The sequence below is a fragment of the Peribacillus sp. R9-11 genome (assembly GCF_031345095.1).
Classification (GTDB): domain Bacteria; phylum Bacillota; class Bacilli; order Bacillales; family DSM-1321; genus Peribacillus; species Peribacillus butanolivorans.
Map to the genome: position 1 here is coordinate 4,576,742 of NZ_CP133763.1, position 18,997 is coordinate 4,595,738.

At 38.0% G+C, this 18,997-nt stretch carries 14 protein-coding genes and 3 other annotated features; of the genes, 3 read left to right on the plus strand and 11 right to left on the minus strand.

What is annotated here, in order from left to right:
• Positions 1 to 5 precede the first annotated feature (5 nt).
• The 4 genes from RE409_RS22250 to RE409_RS22265 form a co-directional block, all read right to left on the minus strand.
• A complete protein-coding gene (locus tag RE409_RS22250) occupies positions 6 to 1,037 on the minus strand; it encodes a FecCD family ABC transporter permease (protein WP_201250486.1) in 1,032 nt (343 codons plus the stop codon).
• Positions 1,030 to 2,037, minus strand: coding sequence for a FecCD family ABC transporter permease (locus RE409_RS22255; protein WP_201250485.1), 1,008 nt, complete (start codon positions 2,035 to 2,037; stop codon positions 1,030 to 1,032). Before RE409_RS22255 ends, RE409_RS22250 begins: the two co-directional genes overlap by 8 nt.
• Positions 2,038 to 2,059: 22 nt before the next feature.
• Positions 2,060 to 3,052, minus strand: a complete 993-nt coding sequence (locus RE409_RS22260; protein WP_309558067.1) for an ABC transporter substrate-binding protein — start codon at positions 3,050 to 3,052, stop codon at positions 2,060 to 2,062.
• 352 nt (positions 3,053 to 3,404) lie between these two features.
• Positions 3,405 to 4,307, minus strand: coding sequence for a LysR family transcriptional regulator (locus RE409_RS22265; RefSeq protein ID WP_057219855.1), 903 nt, complete (start codon positions 4,305 to 4,307; stop codon positions 3,405 to 3,407).
• 123 nt (positions 4,308 to 4,430) lie between these two features.
• Here RE409_RS22265 and RE409_RS22270 point away from each other — a divergent pair, with 123 nt between their 5' ends.
• The gene (locus tag RE409_RS22270; RefSeq protein WP_201223240.1) at positions 4,431 to 6,434 is read left to right on the plus strand and encodes a YhgE/Pip domain-containing protein; all 2,004 of its coding nucleotides are present in this window, start codon (positions 4,431 to 4,433) and stop codon (positions 6,432 to 6,434) included.
• A 182-nt stretch (positions 6,435 to 6,616) separates the two neighbouring features.
• On the opposite strand, the gene RE409_RS22275 is transcribed toward RE409_RS22270, so the two are convergent.
• A complete protein-coding gene (locus RE409_RS22275) occupies positions 6,617 to 8,065 on the minus strand; it encodes a DHA2 family efflux MFS transporter permease subunit (protein WP_309559303.1) in 1,449 nt (482 codons plus the stop codon).
• A gap of 257 nt (positions 8,066 to 8,322) precedes the next feature.
• Between RE409_RS22275 and RE409_RS22280 the strand changes: the two genes are divergently transcribed.
• Complete coding sequence (locus RE409_RS22280; protein ID WP_309558068.1) at positions 8,323 to 9,234, plus strand: TetR/AcrR family transcriptional regulator; 912 nt, start codon at positions 8,323 to 8,325, stop codon at positions 9,232 to 9,234.
• A gap of 279 nt (positions 9,235 to 9,513) precedes the next feature.
• Here the strand turns inward: RE409_RS22280 and RE409_RS22285 are convergent, their stop codons facing one another.
• From RE409_RS22285 to RE409_RS22295, 3 genes are all read right to left on the minus strand, one after another.
• Positions 9,514 to 10,191, minus strand: a complete 678-nt coding sequence (locus RE409_RS22285; protein WP_309558069.1) for a hypothetical protein — start codon at positions 10,189 to 10,191, stop codon at positions 9,514 to 9,516.
• 150 nt (positions 10,192 to 10,341) lie between these two features.
• Positions 10,342 to 11,067, minus strand: a complete 726-nt coding sequence (locus RE409_RS22290; protein ID WP_201186480.1) for a sulfite exporter TauE/SafE family protein — start codon at positions 11,065 to 11,067, stop codon at positions 10,342 to 10,344.
• Between the two features lie 291 nt (positions 11,068 to 11,358).
• The gene (locus RE409_RS22295; RefSeq protein ID WP_309558070.1) at positions 11,359 to 12,015 is read right to left on the minus strand and encodes a hypothetical protein; all 657 of its coding nucleotides are present in this window, start codon (positions 12,013 to 12,015) and stop codon (positions 11,359 to 11,361) included.
• 425 nt (positions 12,016 to 12,440) lie between these two features.
• Here RE409_RS22295 and RE409_RS22300 point away from each other — a divergent pair, with 425 nt between their 5' ends.
• On the plus strand, positions 12,441 to 14,114 hold the full coding sequence (locus RE409_RS22300; protein ID WP_201250482.1) for a ribonuclease J: 1,674 nt from the start codon (positions 12,441 to 12,443) through the stop codon (positions 14,112 to 14,114).
• A 190-nt stretch (positions 14,115 to 14,304) separates the two neighbouring features.
• Here the strand turns inward: RE409_RS22300 and thrS are convergent, their stop codons facing one another.
• The 3 genes from thrS to RE409_RS22310 all read right to left on the minus strand — a co-directional run bounded on the left by thrS (position 14,305) and on the right by RE409_RS22310 (position 18,890).
• Positions 14,305 to 16,212: a threonine--tRNA ligase gene (gene thrS, locus RE409_RS22305; RefSeq protein ID WP_397444191.1), complete on the minus strand. Its 1,908-nt coding sequence runs from the start codon at positions 16,210 to 16,212 to the stop codon at positions 14,305 to 14,307.
• A gap of 60 nt (positions 16,213 to 16,272) precedes the next feature.
• Positions 16,273 to 16,495 (minus strand) — a binding site (T-box leader).
• 31 nt (positions 16,496 to 16,526) lie between these two features.
• Positions 16,527 to 16,747: a binding site (T-box leader), on the minus strand.
• Between the two features lie 30 nt (positions 16,748 to 16,777).
• Positions 16,778 to 17,000: a binding site (T-box leader), on the minus strand.
• Positions 17,001 to 17,204: 204 nt separating this feature from the next.
• Positions 17,205 to 17,360 (minus strand): DUF4083 family protein, encoded by a 156-nt coding sequence (locus tag RE409_RS30775; RefSeq protein ID WP_397444192.1) that lies wholly within the window; start codon positions 17,358 to 17,360, stop codon positions 17,205 to 17,207.
• 72 nt (positions 17,361 to 17,432) lie between these two features.
• Positions 17,433 to 18,890: an amino acid permease gene (locus RE409_RS22310; RefSeq protein WP_309558073.1), complete on the minus strand. Its 1,458-nt coding sequence runs from the start codon at positions 18,888 to 18,890 to the stop codon at positions 17,433 to 17,435.
• Positions 18,891 to 18,997: the final 107 nt, after the last annotated feature.

Genomic DNA, 18,997 nt, shown 5'->3' on the forward strand with positions numbered 1-18,997 from the left:
ACCTCCTATACTCTAGATCTCGCTAATAAATATAAAAAGTACGGAATACCAATAATGGATACAACAATTCCAACAGGCAGCTCTGATGGCTCAAATAATGTTTTTGCAAAAAAATCTGAAAAAACAAGTAAAAACATGCCAACAGCTGCACTTGTCGGAACTACATAGCGGTGGTTAATTCCGACTAATCTTTTGGCAATATGCGGTGCTATTAATCCGATAAAACCAATACTTCCTGATACCGATACACAAGCACTTACAATTCCAATACTGCTTAACAGCAAAATGGATTTTTCTTTTTCGACTCTTATCCCTAAGCTTTTTACACTAGATTCCTCTAATTGAAAATAATTGAGCAAGTGACTTTTTTTATATATTACAAATCCCAAAATCGCAATCCACGGTATGATAGAAATAACAAATGACCAGTTGGCACTATAAATACTACCTGCGCTCCAAACTGCCGCCATTTCATAATCCTGAGCTTTCATTTTCAGTGAAATATATAGTGACAATGCACCAAAACCACTGCTTATAGCAATCCCTGTTAAAATGAGTCTTTGCATATCTAAAACGCCATTTCTCCATGAAAAAAGATAAATTAATCCCGCCGCTGCAGCCCCGCCAACAAAGCCAAAAAGTGGCATTATCAAAATAGAAAACCAGCTATCTCCTAATCCATTACTATAAGATATTTGAAAGAAGAACATAAAAATAACGATCGCTGCCCCAGCACCTGCATTAATCCCTAAAATACCTGGATCTGCTAAGTCATTTCTCGTTACGCCTTGCATTACAGTACCTGCTATACCTAGTCCAATCCCTACCAATGCTGCAATGACAATACGAGGCAAACGAAATTCGAAAATAACTAAATCATATTTTTCATTTATATCTATCCGAAGAATTGTTTTTATAATATCCATTACGGACATATCAAATGCTCCGTTGGTAATATGAAAGTAAAAGGCAATACATGTTAATCCTATAAAAACGAACATCGTTGTGATGAAACGACCTAATTCCCCTTTACCCATGACGTTCTCCCCCTCTTGTTCGAATTAAATAAAGAAAGAAAGGGACACCAATAATAACTGTTACTACACCAATAGGCGTTTCAAACGGGAAATTAATAAATCGACTGATTACATCACATAATGCTAGAAAGGTGGCACCTATTACTGCCGAACATGGGATAACAAAACGGTAGTCCATACCGACGATAAAACGTGTAAGATGTGGAATGACTAAACCAACAAAAGCAATTTTCCCGACTAGTGCAACCGCCGTTCCAGTCAAACATACAACAGATAACATACTGATTATTTTCACCCATTTTGTTCGCTGCCCTAAACCAACTGCAATATCATCACCTAACGAGGAAATCGTCACTGACTTAGCAATGCATAGAGCAAGTAAAAGCCCCAATATACCAAAAGGAATGGAAAGCCATAACATTTCAGGATTCACAGTATGTATTTTCGCGTTATACCAGACGCTGACGCTTTGCGAAACTTGAAAATACATCGCAACAGCTGTGGCAACACTACTTAAAAATGTCCCAATAATTGTTCCAATAATCGCTAGCCTAACTGGTGAGAAACCGTCTTTTAAAAGGGAAGCAAATCCGAAAACTAAACCTGCTCCAATAGCAGAACCAACCATTGATAATAAAATCATTTGATAATTCGGTAGACCAGGAAAAAATACCATTGCCAGCGTAATAACAAATGCCGATCCGTCATTTACACCCATTATCGATGGGTCAGCAAGATAATTGCGTGTAACACCTTGCATCACAGCACCCGAAATAGCTAAAAATGCTCCAACACATAAAGCAGCGATTACACGTGGTAATCGCGATGTTATGATAATATTGTGGTCAACATTACCCTTATCGAATTGTGTAATCGCATGCCAAACAGTTAATGCATCAATATCCTTTGCACCATATAAGACGGATAAAACAATTGCCAGTACGATGAACAGTGGAGAAGTTATAAGAATAATAGAAGCTATCCAATTTGTTTTGTTCATTTCAATTCATCGCACCTTATTTTTAATTCAGTAAGTTTTCAATTGCAGCGTCTAAGAATTTCACTTTTGACCAAGCTGTTCCACCTTGTGCTAATGGGTCAATTGCATTCACAAATACTTGATCGTTTTTAACTGCTTCGATGTTTTTGAAAATTGGATTATCTAATAAATCATCAAGAGCAGTTAGATTGTCAGTATTTTCACTTTTATCAAACTGTACGAAAACATAATCTGGATTAATATCGGCTAAAGCTTCTAATGATAGCTCTGCCTGTGCCTTTGTTTGCGTAATAATTTCTGGAACTGTTGCACCTAAGTCTTCATAAATAACTGGATTTAAATATACATCTGCTGGGTATACACAAACACTTCCTGCACGAATACGCAGCACTAAGATCGTTTTATCTTTCAATGATTCCCCAATCTTCTCTTTCGCCTCAGCAGCCTTTGTATCATAGTCGGCAATGATGGTATCCGCTTCTGATTCTTTCCCTGTTAATTGACCTAATAACTGCAAATTCTCCTTCCAATTAGTAGAAATATGAGAGTATGGAATCATCGTCTCTATTTTGTTTAATTGTTCCGAAACATCCTCAGTGAATTTAGATGAGCCTAAAATAACATCCGGATCTAATGCTAAAATTGCTTCATTATTCGGGGCAAATTTATCCCCTACTAATGCTGCACCATCTAAGTCAGTTGCTAAATAAGTTGGAATTGCATCTGCAATAGCTAATACCCCGGCAGGCTTCACACCTAAAATCGCTGCATCCTCCATCGATTCAAGACTTGCTGCAACGATATTATTTACTTCTGCTGGTAAAACATAATCTTCCCCAAGATATGTAATTGTTTGTTCAGTAGCATCTTCTCCTTGTCCTGATTTCTCTGCACCTGCAGTCTCCTCTGTTTTAACCGAAGTTGTAGCTGCATCCTCTTCTTGTTCACCACATGCCGCCAAACTTAAAGCTAAAAGTGTTGATGCCCCAATCAATCCATACTTTTTCTTCGTCATTGTAAAATCTCTCTCCTTAATAAAATGATAGAATTAGGCCTAACTAACTTTTTATTGATAATGATTATCAATATCAATGATAATCTAAAGATGACCGTTCCGCAATTATATTTTGAAAAAATAAATATTCTAATACTTAACTAAAAGTATTAAAGGCGTTGTTTCATGTAATAAAATTATAAAAAGTCACAACAAAAAGAAGTGAAGATGCAATCAGGTTATGACATCTTCACTTCTTTTTTGTTTGTTTGTGTGTAAATTACTTAGCTTTGCAAACCACCTTCTACCTTCTCTTTTCACTTAACATGTAGTTTCTCTAAAAATAATCAACTATATAGAGGCTAGTGTTCATCTACAGTGAATCCTTAAGCTCCTTAGAGATAGTAGAAAAATAATCCATGACAAATAAGCGAAATTGCTTAGCAACTGGTGTAAAGTATCGCTTTTCCGACCATCCCAATCCAATCGTCCTTTGGCAAGCAGGTTCTGTTATTCGAATTTTATGTGACAGCGACCCGGTTTGGTGCAGCCAAGTTAACTCTGATACAAAAGCGACACCTAAGCCCCTTCTGACAAGGTCTGAGATAACAGCCGGCTCATCACCTTCAAATGCAATATTCTGAATAAATCCAGCTTCTTGGCAAAATTGATCCGTTAAGTTGCGGAATCCAAAACCTGTGTTCATGCTAATGAACGCTTCGTCTTTCACTTCATTAAGATGAATGCACTCCCTCCCTGCTAGTCGATGATCGGGAGGCACAATCAAAAATATTTCTTCCGTTATCAGCGGTTCCCACTTAATATCGGGGCCTTCAATCGGAACGGACGAAATGCAATAATCAATCTCCCCTTCAATAAGCAATTGTTTCATGGAAGATACAGATTTAAGAAATTGTTGAAAACGAACATCTGGATATTCTGATAAAAATGTCCCCAGCAAATCAGGCAGCACTCTTGGAATGGTAACAGCCAACGTAATATTCTTTTGATCCTGGTCCGCTAATTCCACAATCTCGCGCCTTCCTTCATTTAATTCTGCAAAAGCTCGTTCGACACGGTTCAAGAATATCCTTCCGGCCGCATTCAACCTTATTTTCCGATGTTCCCGATCGAACAACGCCACTCCCAAATCTTCTTCAAGACGAGAAATGGTTTTACTGAGAGACGGCTGAGCAATTTGAAGTTGCTCCGCAGCCTTCGTCATATGTTCTAGGCGTGCTACGGTTTGAAAATACTGCAGCTGTAATATTTCCATTTTTATCACTCGTTTCGTATAGATTCAAATCTATTATTATATAACTAATTATGTATTATACAGTATTTAAAAAAGCCCTTATGATGAAATAATCTCATTTAGTTAGAAAGGGCAGGCTCATTAATGAAAGGATTACAACTCGTACTTCAAGACATAAAAGCAATGTGGAAACATAAACACGGAAGAATCGCCTTGATTTTTCTTTTAGTCGTTCCATTGATTTACTCAGGTTTCTTTTTAGCAGGGTATTGGAATCCTTACGGTAAGTTGGATCAGCTACCTGTTGCAGTGGTCAACCTCGATACAGGATCCGAAATGGACGATAAGCCAATCGAGGCAGGAGATGACTTTGTTAAACAATTGAAGAAGCAGAAAGAATTGGACTTTCACTTTGTATCGGCAAAGGCGGCAGATACAGGGCTTAAAGAGGGTACCTACTATATGGTTGTCACGATTCCAGATGATTTTTCTGAAAATGTCACCACTTTAATGGATGAAAAACCGGAAGCCGCTAAACTTTTATATAAAATTAATCCGGGTAAAAACTTTGTTGCCTCACAAATTAGTACAACTGCAGTTGAAAAAATGACCACCAAAATCAATGCCAGCATCACGAAAGGCTATTCAGAAGGCATCCTTTCCAAATTCCAAGATGTTTCTAAAGGCTTAGCAGACGCCGGAAATGGAGCCGAGGAGCTTCATCAAGGAACTGTCGATGCGAAAAGCGGCAGTGAGAAATTAACAGATGGAATTCAGAGACTAAATGATGGTGCCCAGAAGTTACGTACAGGAAGCACCCAGCTTTCGGACGGACAAGAAGACTTATCTACTGGTGCGGAAGGTCTAACATCAGGTTCCCAGACCTTGTATACCGGCATGAAACAGCTAACAGATGGACAACAAACATTAGAAAATGGTATGAACAAGGTGAGCAAGGGAGTTAAAGACTTGTCAGCTGGCAATTCAAAATTGGTTCAAGGACAGGAACAGGCGGAAAGTACAGCAAGTACCCTTAAGAAGCAATTGGATGCATATGCCCAAAGTCATCCCGAAGCAAAGCAAGATCAAAACTTCAAGCAAATCCTTGCCTTATCTGATGGATTATCCAATGCGGCCACTACTTTAACCGCTGGGCAAAAACAACTGGGACAAGGAGCGGAAAAAGTGGCAGATGGTCAAGTCGCCCTGCAAGCTGGTATGAAAACGTTTGGTGATAAAATGGCGCAGGCTACCTCAGGTGCTAAGCAATTAAACGAGGGAGCAAGCCAATTCACAAACGGATTTACAAAATGGACAAGTGGCTTTTCCACTCTAAACACCGGAATCACTTCACTTGCTGGCGGAAGCAGTCAACTAGCCAGTGGATCAACGGAACTTCAGGAAGGACTTGCTTCACTAGAAACGGGCTCAAACAAGTTATCTTCCAAACTTAATGACGCCGCGGATAAAACAGCAAGCATTCAGTACAGCGATTCTACCACTTCGATGTTCTCTGAACCTGTACAATTGGTCCAATCCAATCTTTCGGAAGTTCCAAACTATGGAACCGGAATCGCTCCTTACTTTCTGTCTCTAGCCTTTTATGTAGGCGGCATTATGGCTTCCAATATCCTGCCGCTAGGCCGCAGACAGAATCTCAAGGTTACCGGAACCGTTCATTTTACGAATAAATTAGGGCTAGTTTATGTAATCGGCTTGATTCAGGCACTTCTCGTGGATGCAGTTGTGCTCCTTGGATTCCATTTACATGTAGCTAGCGTTCCTGTATTTATTCTATCAAGCATCATCGTTTCATTTACCTTCATGACTTTCATACTTATGCTGGTAACCGTATTCGGAGTCGTCGGCAAATTCGCAGCCGTGACCCTTCTTGTATTTCAATTAGCTACTTGCGGTGGAACATTCCCGGGTGAACTTGGAATGTCGCTATTAACACAAATCGGTCAATTTTTACCTATGGCTCATTCCCTTCAGGAGCTACAAGAAGTCATTTCATTAGGCGGCTGGTCAAACTTACAGACCCAGATTTGGATTTTACTCGCCTATCTCGTTTCTGCAGCAGTAATTGGCTGGATTACGAGTCATATCCAGCATGCAAAGGTGAATTCAGAAGATATAGCGTCATAACCTAAAAAGCAGTGCCATTCGATTAGAAATGGCACTGCTTTTTTATCTCTCCGCTTTTACTTGCAAAAAAAGCATGATCACAAGCATATTCCGAAAAGAAAACCGCTATGACCATGCTTTAATCTATAACCTATTCTAAAATTATTAACTGCACCATTTAGTCATTCAGACATTACTTGTGATTAAGCGGTCTGATCAGCTTTTTCAGCTGGCTTATCTTTTGCCGGCCATGCACGCTTAATGAATAATGCCAAAATCAGCGCCACAGCTGCGATAAAGGTAGACACAAAGAAGGAAAAGTTAATTCCATCCAACATGGCCTGCGTCCCGATTTGGGCCTGCATTTGATTCATCATCTCAGTAGTAGGCTGACCTGTTAATTTGCTCATCGCTTTAGTCATAAGATCCTCACCAGTCGAAGCTGACCGGTTAGACATGACCGTAACAAGCAATGCTGTACCGATTGCTCCGGAAACTTGGTTCAGTGTATTATTCATCGCTGTACCATGTGGGTTCATACGGGCTGGGAGCGAGTTTAAACCATTTGTCATGATAGGCATCATTGCCATCGACAACCCGAATGACCGGATTGAAAACAATAGTACTATGTGTGTATATGATGTATCCATTGTCAGCTTACTGAAGAAATACGTCGTAATCACTGTGATAAGCAAACCAAGAGAAGCAAGAATACGTGCTCCGAACTTATCAAAGAGTTTACCGGTTATTGGTGACATAATTGCCATTAAAAGAGCACCTGGGAGCATCAATAATCCCGAATCGAACGGGGAAATGCCTCGGACCGTTTGAGTGTACAACGGCATTAAGATCATCGCTGAAAACATTGCCATATTTAGTACGATCGAAATGCTTGCAGATAAAGCAAACATTGGATGTTTAAAAATCTTGAATTCAAGCATCGGTGTTTCCATTTTAAGCTGGCGTGTAATGAAAAGGACCAGTGAAACGGCACCAACAATTAATGTTCCGTATACCAAAGGGCTATCCCAGCCCTTGCTGCCTGCTGAGCTAAATCCATACAACAGGCCGCCAAAGCCTAAGCTTGATAAAATGACAGATAGAATATCAATTTTGATATCAACTTTTTCTTTCTTGTCTTTAAGTTTAAAGAAACCAAAAATTAGTATAAGTAAAGCAAGAGGAGTAATAAAGTGGAAAAGCATTCTCCAATCATAGTGTTCGATAATCCAGCCTGAAAGCGTCGGCCCGATAGCAGGAGCAAACATCATGACTAAACCAAACAATCCCATCGCCGAGCCGCGTTTTTCAACAGGGAAGGCAGTTAAAAGAACGTTCATTAATAATGGCATCATAATCGCCGAACCAGCAGCCTGAACCATCCGCGCGCCTAATAACAGCGGGAATACGTGTGCTACACCTGCAACAATCGTCCCGATTGAAAATAACAGCATGGCTGTCAAGAACAGATTACGCACCGAATATTTTCTTATTAAGAAGGCGGTTGTAGGAATCATGATTCCGTTCACCAGCATGTATCCTGTTGTCAGCCATTGGACCGTAGACGTCTCAATTCCAAGGTCTGTTTTAATTGATGGTAGTGCAATATTCAAAAGGGTCGAATTCAGTATGGATATAAATGCCGCGACCATTAAAATAATCAGGATACCATATGAGCCCTTTTTTTCAGTAATTTGAGCAGTACTCACTTTTTATCTATTCCTCCATTCAAACTAATAGTTCATTTTATTGTACGACTGGTATAATCCAATCTGCATAAAATCTATAATATACCTCTAGTTCAATTTTTGCAATAAAAATTTACTGTTTAAATAAGGGTTTGTACTGTAATAGAAAATAGAGTACGATTACATTTATACAGGCAGTATAATGGAAATTAGGTGATTTGATGAATAATCGAAGACAGAATGTCATCGAAACAGCTCATAAGCTGTTTATTGAAAAAGGATATCAAGCCACGTCCATCCAGGACATTTTAGACGGCAGCGGCATTTCTAAGGGTACATTTTATAATTATTTCCCTTCGAAGGGTGAATTATTTATAGCTATATTCCGTTCCTACCATAAGAAGCTTCGCCAAGCCCGTGAAGAACTATTAATTGGTCAAGATTTAGCCGATATTGAAATTTTTATTAAGCAGTTGGAACTGCATATGATGGTAAACAAACAAAGTAAATTACTTATCCTGATTGAAGAAGTGCGTGTGTCTAACGACGATGAATTAAAACAATTCATCAACCGAATCCAATTATTAAGCATACGCTGGGTGTATAGTCGATTCCTCGATATATTTGGGGAAAGCAAAAAACCGTATCTGTTAGATAGCGCCATTCTCTTTCTTGGGATGACGACCCACTTGAATCATTTTAATTATAAAGCCAAAACTATCAGTTCTCCGGAAATAAAAGTCATCCGTTACTGCATGAACCGAATCGTCCATATAGTCAATGAGGTAGCTGAAAGCGGAGAGCAGGTTCTTGACCCAGAGCTAATTGATACATGGATTCCTAATTTCAGGTGCAATCTTCATACCAGCCACAATGATCTGCTGCAATCCACCTTGGCATTGAAAAAAGCAACAAACAAAGCTCTACCTTGCAGCGAAGATCGAGCCAAAGCAATTGAACTGATTGATTTCATCCATGAAGAGATAACGCAATCCAGCAAACCACGCCAATTTTTGATAGAAAGTTTGCTGAACACCTTAAAAACCCAATACGCAACAATTGCCCAGCAATATGTTGAAAATTTCGAAGAAAATATCAACTTCTGCTTGAGCCAATTAGAACAAGAAATATAAAGTCTGATGAAAATGAATGGGCTAACCTAAAAACTAAAGACAAAGAAAAAACAGTATGTTATTGAACACATACTGTTTTTTCTAATTTATGAAATGATGGAAAGTCGATTTATTTGTAACGACGGACGAATTATCTCTCTGAAGGTCGAATTATTCCTGGCCACGGTCGAAAAATCGGAGGTGTTTTGCATGTGCAGAAATTGTGCATTCATGTGAAGGAAAATGGTCAGTTGTGGATATCACTAAAACCAGTTTTCATCATCTGTAACCCACTTGCTATTAATTCCGTTTTCTCCATACACTCAGATACCCAACATTTTCCCACCCCGCTGCCACTGCTGCACTAAGATTTTCATCCTGCTCATAACCGACTAAATGCTTGCCTACATGATTTTGACTGATTACATGAACAATATCTCTCCATATGGATGCAGCAGCATTTCCAGAGGAAAAAACATTTGATACGCCAATCGTGTCTCCACTGACATTAGCAATAAAACCAGCAGTTATTTCATCTCCTTCTTTTGCATATACAACAACATCAGGCTGAAATAAGATATCCGGTAACAGAATGCCGTTTAAACCGGAAACCGATGTCCAGCACTGAAGTTCCTCTTCTGAGATGATTCTCCTGTATGCTGCCTTTTCAATATCTTCAACAATTGCAGGTTTATGGTAAATCCAACTGGCTTCATATAAAAGTTCGAAGTTATCTCCTAGTTTTAAGGATGAAAAACTGTCTTTAATAAACTCTGCTTGTGAGTCCTCTATAAAATTAAAGAATTCATCGTTACATACATCATTACTCAATGTAATGACATCGGGATAATAGGTCGGAGCTTTTTTATCCAAACCCCAGAGGTTATTTCCACTCCTAATTCGACATCCATGAAGTTTACTTATAATTCCGCACCAGACAACATTGTTCATTACAGCTAATTCTTGTTTTGATGTCAACTTACCCCTCCTCTTTATCTTCCTCTGAACAAACTACGCTTAATTATATTCGCTGTTATACATCGGAAACCCCTGTCAAACTCATATGTATAAAAAAGTGTCGATCACTCTACCAGATGAAATTTAGAATAAAAATAAGGACGCCTACTTCTATAACGCTTTTAAACTTTCCAATAAAAGATAAATCCCTGTAAAAATTAAAAGGATATATGTAAATATTCTAAATACCCTTTGGTTTAGCCGTTTGAAAATAATTTGACCTATATACAAACCCAGAAATACAATTGGAATTGCATAAAGACTTGATTCCCATATTACTTTGTTGGTTCCAGTAAAGATTATTTGGGTTATGAGACTGATGAAATAAATAAAGAGATAAAATGCTAAGGTAGTTGCTCTTAACTTTCCTTTTTCAGTATCAGTTCCTGTAAAGTAAAGCAATAACGGAGGGCCAGGCATACCGATACTTGTCGTTAAAACACCTGATATCCCGCCAACTATGAAATCCCTAAATTGTGTTGGTTTAACCCTAAAATTGCCTATCAGTAACAATGTTAATATTAAAAGTAGTATGCTAACCCCTAATTTTAAAGCATTAATGTTAATTGAAACAAAGATTAGAACACCCAAGGGTACGCCAACTATACTTCCGAAAATAAATCTTTTTAATAATATAAAATCAATGTCATTTCGTATCTTCAAAATTAATGATATTGAAATAACTAAAGATAAAATAATATTTATTTGTATGGCTTCTTGCGGTTGGAATAACATTAGTAAGAAAGGTGTCGCCATTATGGAAAAACCAAAACCTGTACTTGATTGCAGTATAGAAGCCACCAATACAATGCATATGAAAATTAGTGCAGTCCCCAAAGTACAAACCTCCTATTTTATAACTTATCTCTTCTTTTCTTTGCTGTACTTTTTCTTTTTCTCTTCTAATTTCATATACCCTCTCGTTACGTAATAGCTTACATTAAATGTATCTTAATTAGAGGGGAACAATAAACCCAAACCCAATATGAATTAACATCTCAAAAATAAAGTTTCATTATATAGTGCAATTTTTCAGGCTTCATTTCTATAGGCATGCTTACTTTGGTATTTGTAACCGATGTATGAACAAGAAAGACCTTCATAATTGAAGGCCCTTCCTTTTATGTATCAATAAGACCATTTCTCATCATCTGTAACCCATTGATTTTTCTTTAAATCAAAGGATTCATAATCATCGTGAAGAGAAAAGTAGACTGGCAATGTGATTGCTTGTCCATCTGCTTTTTTCCAGCAATCTGCGACCCAAGTAGCAAACGCTTGTTTTTCTGCAAGGTTAAGTTCTTCTTCATTGTTTTCGTAGAAATCCCAAAAGTCATCTGTTTGATTACCTAACAGGTGGGTGTATCTTACATTTTCAATCATATCCAGACTGCCTGCAAAGATAGTAGAATCCGTACCCTCGTTAAAGACTTCATTAGCTTGTCTATCCATTGAGAACATAGTAATGGATAAGTCAAACTCTGAAGGGTCTTCTACAAATGCTACAAAATCCAATAATTCCACTTTTGAGTAAATGGTGTATTTATGTAACTCCTGCATGTTACTGATTAATGTTTCCGATTTTGCTTCAAGGTTTTCTTCTACTGACTTCATATAACTATCGACCGTATAAAGTGATTTAACTTCTTCATCTTCTTTGATTGATTTTTTCTCATCTTCTTTGACTGTTTTTTCTTCAGAATTGGCTTTCTTGTTCTCCGCTTCACAACCCAATAGCCCTAATAATAATAAAATAGAAAATATAACAAGTGATGCTTTTTTCAAATCTTTTCCTCATTTCTATAACTTTTCCAACACGATTCAACTTATTATAACAAACCTTATACCCAAAAGGTCTCTTCAGAATCATACGAAAAAAGTTGCCGAAGCAACCCTTTTTGAAGTGAAATTTTCCTCCGCGATTCAACATGTCTATGGCATTCCAACAAATTCTTCAATAAGCCATTTCTTAACAGATCGTAGACTAAAAGCTAATTTTCTGTTTCGATGGAATAACTGATTTAGCTAGCCATCTGTTTTTGTTGTTTATATGCATTGTATTTATTCGTCATTTTATGAATAGGCCTATTTTGTCCCCTACTTTAAAAATGGAGCATAATCCTAAATTCCCTCACAAAACAATTCTCAGTAATTATACGGGATACATAAGGAAAGACTAGCCATTATTGCTATAAAAGGAGGGCCTAAAAATGAGTACGAAAGATAATGCTTTGTCCATATTAGCTTTAGGCGGAGTAAATGAAATCGGTAAAAACATGTATGTGATCCAATATTCAAACGATATTATTATTATCGACTGTGGTGCAAAGTTTCCAGATGAAAGTTTATTAGGAGTTGATTTAATTATTCCTGATATTACATTTCTGCAGGAAAATATAAATAATATCCGCGCTTTAATTGTGACTCATGGGCATGAAGATCATATAGGGGGTATCCCCTACATCTTAAAAAAAATAAATGTACCCATATATGCCACACGTTTAACACTTGGTTTAATTGAATTAAAATTAATAGAACATAGACTATTGGGTGATACTGAATTAATTCAGATTGACTCTGATTCAAAGATTAAATTTGGTAATTTAAATCTAGATTTTTTCAAAACTAATCATAGTATACCCGACTGTCTAGGAGTCACCATACATACCCCAGAAGGTACAGTGGTTCACACAGGGGACTTCAAATTTGATTTAACTCCTATGAATAAGCAATATCCTGATATTCATAAAATGGCCAGAATCGGGAGTGAAGGTGTCTTGGTTTTATTATCTGAAAGTACTAATGCTGAACGCCCTGGCTCAAGTCCTTCAGAGCATCTTGTTGGTAGCCATATTGAAGAGGCCTTTATGCAGGCTAAACAGAAAGTTTTTCTATCTACCTTTGCTTCAAATGTTAATCGCGTCCAACAAGTTGTGAACGCTTGCCGGAAGACAAACCGAAAACTCGCCTTATTAGGACGAAGTATGGTTAACGTCGTATCTGTTGCCATGGAGCGTGGGTACCTCGATATTCCTGATGGGATGCTGATCCAAGCACATGAAGTCGATAACTATGCTCCTGAAAGAGTCGCGGTTTTATGTACGGGAAGTCAAGGGGAGCCGTTTGCTGCCCTGTCTCGCCTTTCCAGTTCGAATTATCGCGATATGAGTATATTACCTGATGATACAGTGATTCTTGCCTCCACTCCAATCCCCGGAAATGAACGGGATGTTTCACGTATCATCGACAACTTGTTTCAGCTGGGGGCAAAAGTCATTTACGGATCAGGAAGTGTAACAGGCATGCATGTTTCTGGACATGCCTACCAGGAAGAGTTAAAACTCATGCTTACCCTGATGAAGCCTAAGTATTTCATACCCATTCACGGTGAATATAGGATGTTGCACCAACATCGAATATTAGCTGAGTCTGTCGGGGTAGAGAAGGACAATATTTTCGTTATCAATAATGGCGATGTCGTGGATATTGATAACTCGGTCGCCCTTCAAACCAGAAAAGTTCCTGCTGGCAATACCTTTGTTGACGGTATGGGCGTTGGCGATGTAGGAGAGATCGTACTCCGGGACCGAAAGCAGCTTTCTGAGGATGGGATGCTCGTAATTGTCATAACACTAAGCAAAACGGAAAGAAAAATAGTGTCAGGACCGGATACCATTTCCCGTGGATTTGTATATATTCAAAATTCCGAAGATCTCCTTAGACAGGTAAATCGCCTTGTCACGAAAACAGTCAACGAATTACAAAGTGATAAAATATACCGTTGGAATATCATTAAACAAACTATTAAGAAGGAAATAGGACAATATCTCTATAACCAAACGAAGAAGAAACCAATGATCCTTCCAATAATCATTGAAATTTAGCGTCAATCGAAAGCTTACAAAAATGGAACTCGACTACATATAGTCGAGTTCCATTTCTTCAATCAAGTTTCTGATTTACTTGCTTTTGCCACCATAACTGTTTTTATGATATTTGGTTAAAAAGATACCTCTACCATCCGCTAACTCCTTCAAAAACCACAGCCCATATTTTCCTTAAATGTCTCTTCTGTTAAATGCTACGTTCCTTTATTTGTTGCACAATTTTGTTTTGAAAACCAATAAATGAAATACTTTCAGATTCTTGCTCCCCGTATTTCCGTACATTTACTGCATCTTCTTTCACTTCTTTATCTCCAAGTACAAGCATGTATGGGATTTTCCCCATCTGTGATTCTCTGATTTTGTACCCTAACTTTTCATTTCGATCGTCAATTTTCACTCTTACTCCTAGACTCTTTAGTACTTTTTGAACCCTTAAACAGTAATCCAAATGAACGTTTGATACAGGGATAATTTGTACTTGTGTAGGGGCTAGCCATATAGGAAAAGCACCAGCAAAATGTTCAATCAGGATTCCAAAGAAACGATCAATGGATCCAAAAATCGCACGATGAATGACGACCGGACGAACCTTATCATTATTTTCATCTATATAAGTCAAATCAAATTTATCAGGCATTTGAAAATCAAGTTGAATTGTCCCACATTGATGGCTTCGTTTTAATGCATCTTTAATATGAAAATCAATCTTTGGTCCATAAAAGGCACCGTCTCCTTCATTTAAGTGGTAATCAATCCCAATATTCTCCAGAACATTTTTTAATGCTAATTCAGAAGTTTCCCAAAGGTAGTCATCACCTAATGAATCTTCTGGACGAGTCGAAAGTTCCACAGAATACTCGAATCCAAAAGTACGATAGACTTCGTCAATCATAGTAAACACTTGTATAATTTCACTTTCGATTTGATCCTCCCGAACAAATATATGGGCATCATCCTGACAAAATGTACGGACCCGAAGCATTCCATTTAATGCGCCACTATACTCATGACGGTGAACTTGACCGAACTCAGCCATACGAATGGGTAAATCTCTGTATGAATAAAGATGGTTTTTATAAATAAGCATATGACCAGGACAGTTCATTGGCTTCATTGCAAATTTTGTATGATCGACTTCTGAAAAGTACATATTTTCATGGTAATGATCCCAGTGACCCGATTGTTCCCATAACCGTTGATTCATCATAAAAGGAGTTCGAACTTCGTCGTAATCAGCGCTAGTCTGAAGCTCCCTCGAGAATTTTTCCAATTCATTTCGCATGATTTGTCCTTTCGGTAAATAAAACGGCATTCCTGGGGCTTCCTCTGAAAACATGAATAACTCCAACTGCTTCCCTAATTTACGATGATCGCGTTTGGCTGCTTCTTCTAAGAATTTCAAATGACCCTGTAAATCCTTTTTCTTGCTGAAAGCCACGCCATACACCCGTTGAAGAACTTCATTTTGACTGTCCCCTCTCCAATAGGCACCAGATACATGAGTTAACTTGAACGATTTTACAAATGATGTGGATGGAAGGTGCGGCCCCCTGCAAAGATCGATAAATTCCCCTTGTTTATATAGACTCAGTTTTTCATCTTTAGGGATGTTCTTTACTATTTCTAACTTGAATGATTCCCCATTACTCTCAAATAACTTTTCTGCCTCTTTATAAGAAACTTCGACTCTTTTGATTTCCAAATTTTCACTTATGATATTTTCCATCTCTTTTTCAATGGCCAGTAAATCGTCAGAAGTCAAAGGATGATCCAGCTTAAAATCATAGTAAAATCTGTCTTCAATGACTGGTCCTATCCCTAATTTTACATTACCGTAAATTCTCTTCACTGCTTGTGCCATAACATGCGCTGATGTATGACGTAAAACATGTAATCCTTCATCCGAATCAAGAGTTAAAATCGCTAGTTCGGCATCTTTATCCAGCTTGAAACTCAGATCCACCAGTTGTTTATCCAGTTTCCCTACAACTGCCATTTTCCTTAAACTGGAACTGATGGACTCTGCCACACTTTCCACTGTGATCCCTTTCAGATACCCTTTTTGTTTCCCATCCGGGAATTGAATCATAATCATATCTCCACTCATAATACATACACCCCTTTTTAGTAATAAAAAAAACACACTCATCCCTATACAAGGGACGAGTGCGTTTTACTCGTGGTTCCACCCAATTTCCCATAAGTAAGATACAACTTATGGCTCTGGAGCTGTAACGTAGCTTAGACGATATCAGTTACTATCGTTCACTGATATAGCTCAAAGGCGGTAAATCATTTCCCTAAGCCAGGAAGTTCACAGCTACCCTTCCCTCTCTGAAGACCGTAAAAATGATTCATGTCCTTATCATGGCAATAATTTTATATAAAAAAAAACGCACCCATCCCTATACAAGGGACGAGTGCGTTATACCCGTGATTCCACCCAATTTCCCATGAGTAAGATTACTCATGGCTCTGGAGCTGTAACGTAGCTTAGACGATATCAGTTACTATCGTTCACTGATATAGCTCAAAGGCGGTAAATCATTTCCCTAAGCCAGGAAGTTTACAGCTACCCTTCCCTCTCTGAAGACCGTAAAAATGATTCATGTCCTTATCATGGCAACAATTTCATATAAAAAAAACGCACTCATCCCTATACAAGGGACGAGTGCGTTGTACTCGTGGTTCCACCCAATTTCCCATAAGTAAGATACAACTTATGGCTCTGGAGCTGTAACGTAGCTTAGACGATATCAGTTACTATCGTTCACTGATATAGCTCAAAGGCGGTAAATCATTTCCCTAAGCCAGGAAGTTCACAGCTACCCTTCCCTCTCTGAAAACCGTAAAAATAATTCATGTCCTTATCATGGCTTTTTTAAATTCATTAGGTCATTATATTGTTATATATATTACAATAAATTTCCATAAGTGACAACATCTTATTATTCTTTTATCAAAAAAATTATAAAAAGCAGCTTCCTGCGCAAAAAACTGGCATTCGTACAATAGAAATAAAAGATTTTATACTATGTGTATTTTAAAAGATTATCAAACCATTTTTCTTCCTATTTTAATTAATCATTACTTCCCTTTATTCATTGAATTCAATTTATCTTCAACTCTATCAAGTCTGTTTTCAATATCTAATTGATTACTATTCTTTTTGTTAGAAATAAGCAATTTCTTAATTAATAAAGTAATGGCAACGACGAATAAAACGATAAGTGCAACAACGATAAAAAAGCATCATGAATGATAACATTCACAATGCTCGTTACGATACTGACTTTGAAATTCAGTTTACTTTTCCTATGCTGATTTCTCAAAATGACAATCTTTCAATGAAATTACCTTTGTCTTATGAAAAACCTTGTACCCTAACCATATCGCTAAAAATATTGGTAAACCAATATAGGAGACTGCGACTCCATACCAGTCAATACTGCCGCTTAGAAACGCCTCGTAATTCTGCCCTGCAATGACAACTATACAAAGAAAAAATGAAAGAATCGGACCGAATGGGAACCATTTTGCTTTGTATTTTAACTCATTTATGTCACCGCCCTGTGCTACGTACGCACGTCTAAAACGATAATGGCTTACGGCAATTCCAATCCAAGCGATAAATCCCGTTAATCCTGAAGCATTTAATAGCCATGTAAACACATGATCCCCAAAAACAGATGTTAAAAAAGCTAGTCCTCCAATTATTGCCGTGAGAATCAAGGCATTCATCGGGATTCCCCTTCTGTTAACTTTAGCTAGAAACTTTGGAGCCTGATTATCTTTTGCCATCGACCATAACATCCGTGTTGATGCATAAAGCCCCGAGTTCCCTGCAGAAAGTAATGATGTCAAAACAACAGCATTCATGACAGAAGCAGCGAAAGCAAATCCTGCCCGTTCAAAGACGAGCGTGAAAGGGCTTACAGAAATATTTTCTACATCCCCACCTAATAAACTTGGACTCGTATATGGAATTAACAGCCCGAGTATCAAAATGGCTCCGATGTAAAACAATAAGATGCGCCAAAATACTTGTCGAATCGCATTCGGAACATTTTTTTCAGGATTCTCACTTTCTCCAGCAGCAATACCAACTAGTTCTGTACCTTGAAAAGAAAATCCAGCGATAAGAAAGATACTAATGATCGATAAAAATCCGCCCTTGAAAGGAGCCTCGCCCATGGTGAAGTTTTCAAATCCAATAACCTCTCCACCAAAAACGCCTAAGATTGTCAATAATCCAATAATGATAAAGAAAATAATGGCCACAACTTTTATTAGAGAAAACCAATATTCTGATTCACCATAACTTTTAATGGATAAAGCATTTAGCATAAAGACGAGTCCAAGAAACAATGCACTCCATATTATGCTTGGCACTTCAGGCAGCCAGAATTTCATGATGATGGCTGCCGCAGCTATTTCCACAGCAAGGGTAACCGCCCAGTTAAACCAATAATTCCAGCCAAGTGCAAAACCAAATGCTGGATCTACAAAGCGTGTCGCATAGGAGGAAAATGAACCCGATACAGGCATGTATGTAGCCATTTCCCCCAAGCTTGTCATAAGGAAATAAACCATGATCCCAATGCATGCATATGCAGCGAGAGCACCACCAGGTCCTGCACTTTGGATGGTTGCACCACTTGCCAAAAATAAACCAGTTCCGATAGAACCTCCAATTGCGATCATGGTCATATGCCTTGCTTTTAAGTTTCTTTTAACTGTCGGTTCTTGATTTTCAATGAGATTCATGTCCATTGGCTACTACCTCATTTTCTATTAAAATTAAAACTTTAAGAAATATTATAAGAGATTTTGTCTTAACAGCCGTATTGTTGGTAATAGTAGAGTGCATTAGATATGAA

Excerpts from the sequence above, each read along its gene's own strand:
- RE409_RS22280 (WP_309558068.1), top strand. The coding sequence starts at position 8,323 with ATGAATAATCGAAGACAGAATGTCATCGAAACAGCTCATAAGCTGTTT.
- RE409_RS22255 (WP_201250485.1), bottom strand. The coding sequence starts at position 2,037 with ATGAACAAAACAAATTGGATAGCTTCTATTATTCTTATAACTTCTCCA.
- RE409_RS22250 (WP_201250486.1), bottom strand. The coding sequence starts at position 1,037 with ATGGGTAAAGGGGAATTAGGTCGTTTCATCACAACGATGTTCGTTTTT.
- RE409_RS22260 (WP_309558067.1), bottom strand. The coding sequence starts at position 3,052 with ATGACGAAGAAAAAGTATGGATTGATTGGGGCATCAACACTTTTAGCT.
- thrS (WP_397444191.1), bottom strand. The coding sequence starts at position 16,212 with ATGATTATGATTCAATTCCCGGATGGGAAACAAAAAGGGTATCTGAAA.
- RE409_RS22300 (WP_201250482.1), top strand. The coding sequence starts at position 12,441 with ATGAGTACGAAAGATAATGCTTTGTCCATATTAGCTTTAGGCGGAGTA.
- RE409_RS22310 (WP_309558073.1), bottom strand. The coding sequence starts at position 18,890 with ATGGACATGAATCTCATTGAAAATCAAGAACCGACAGTTAAAAGAAAC.
- RE409_RS22265 (WP_057219855.1), bottom strand. The coding sequence starts at position 4,307 with ATGGAAATATTACAGCTGCAGTATTTTCAAACCGTAGCACGCCTAGAA.
- RE409_RS22270 (WP_201223240.1), top strand. The coding sequence starts at position 4,431 with ATGAAAGGATTACAACTCGTACTTCAAGACATAAAAGCAATGTGGAAA.
- RE409_RS22275 (WP_309559303.1), bottom strand. The coding sequence starts at position 8,065 with ATGGTCGCGGCATTTATATCCATACTGAATTCGACCCTTTTGAATATT.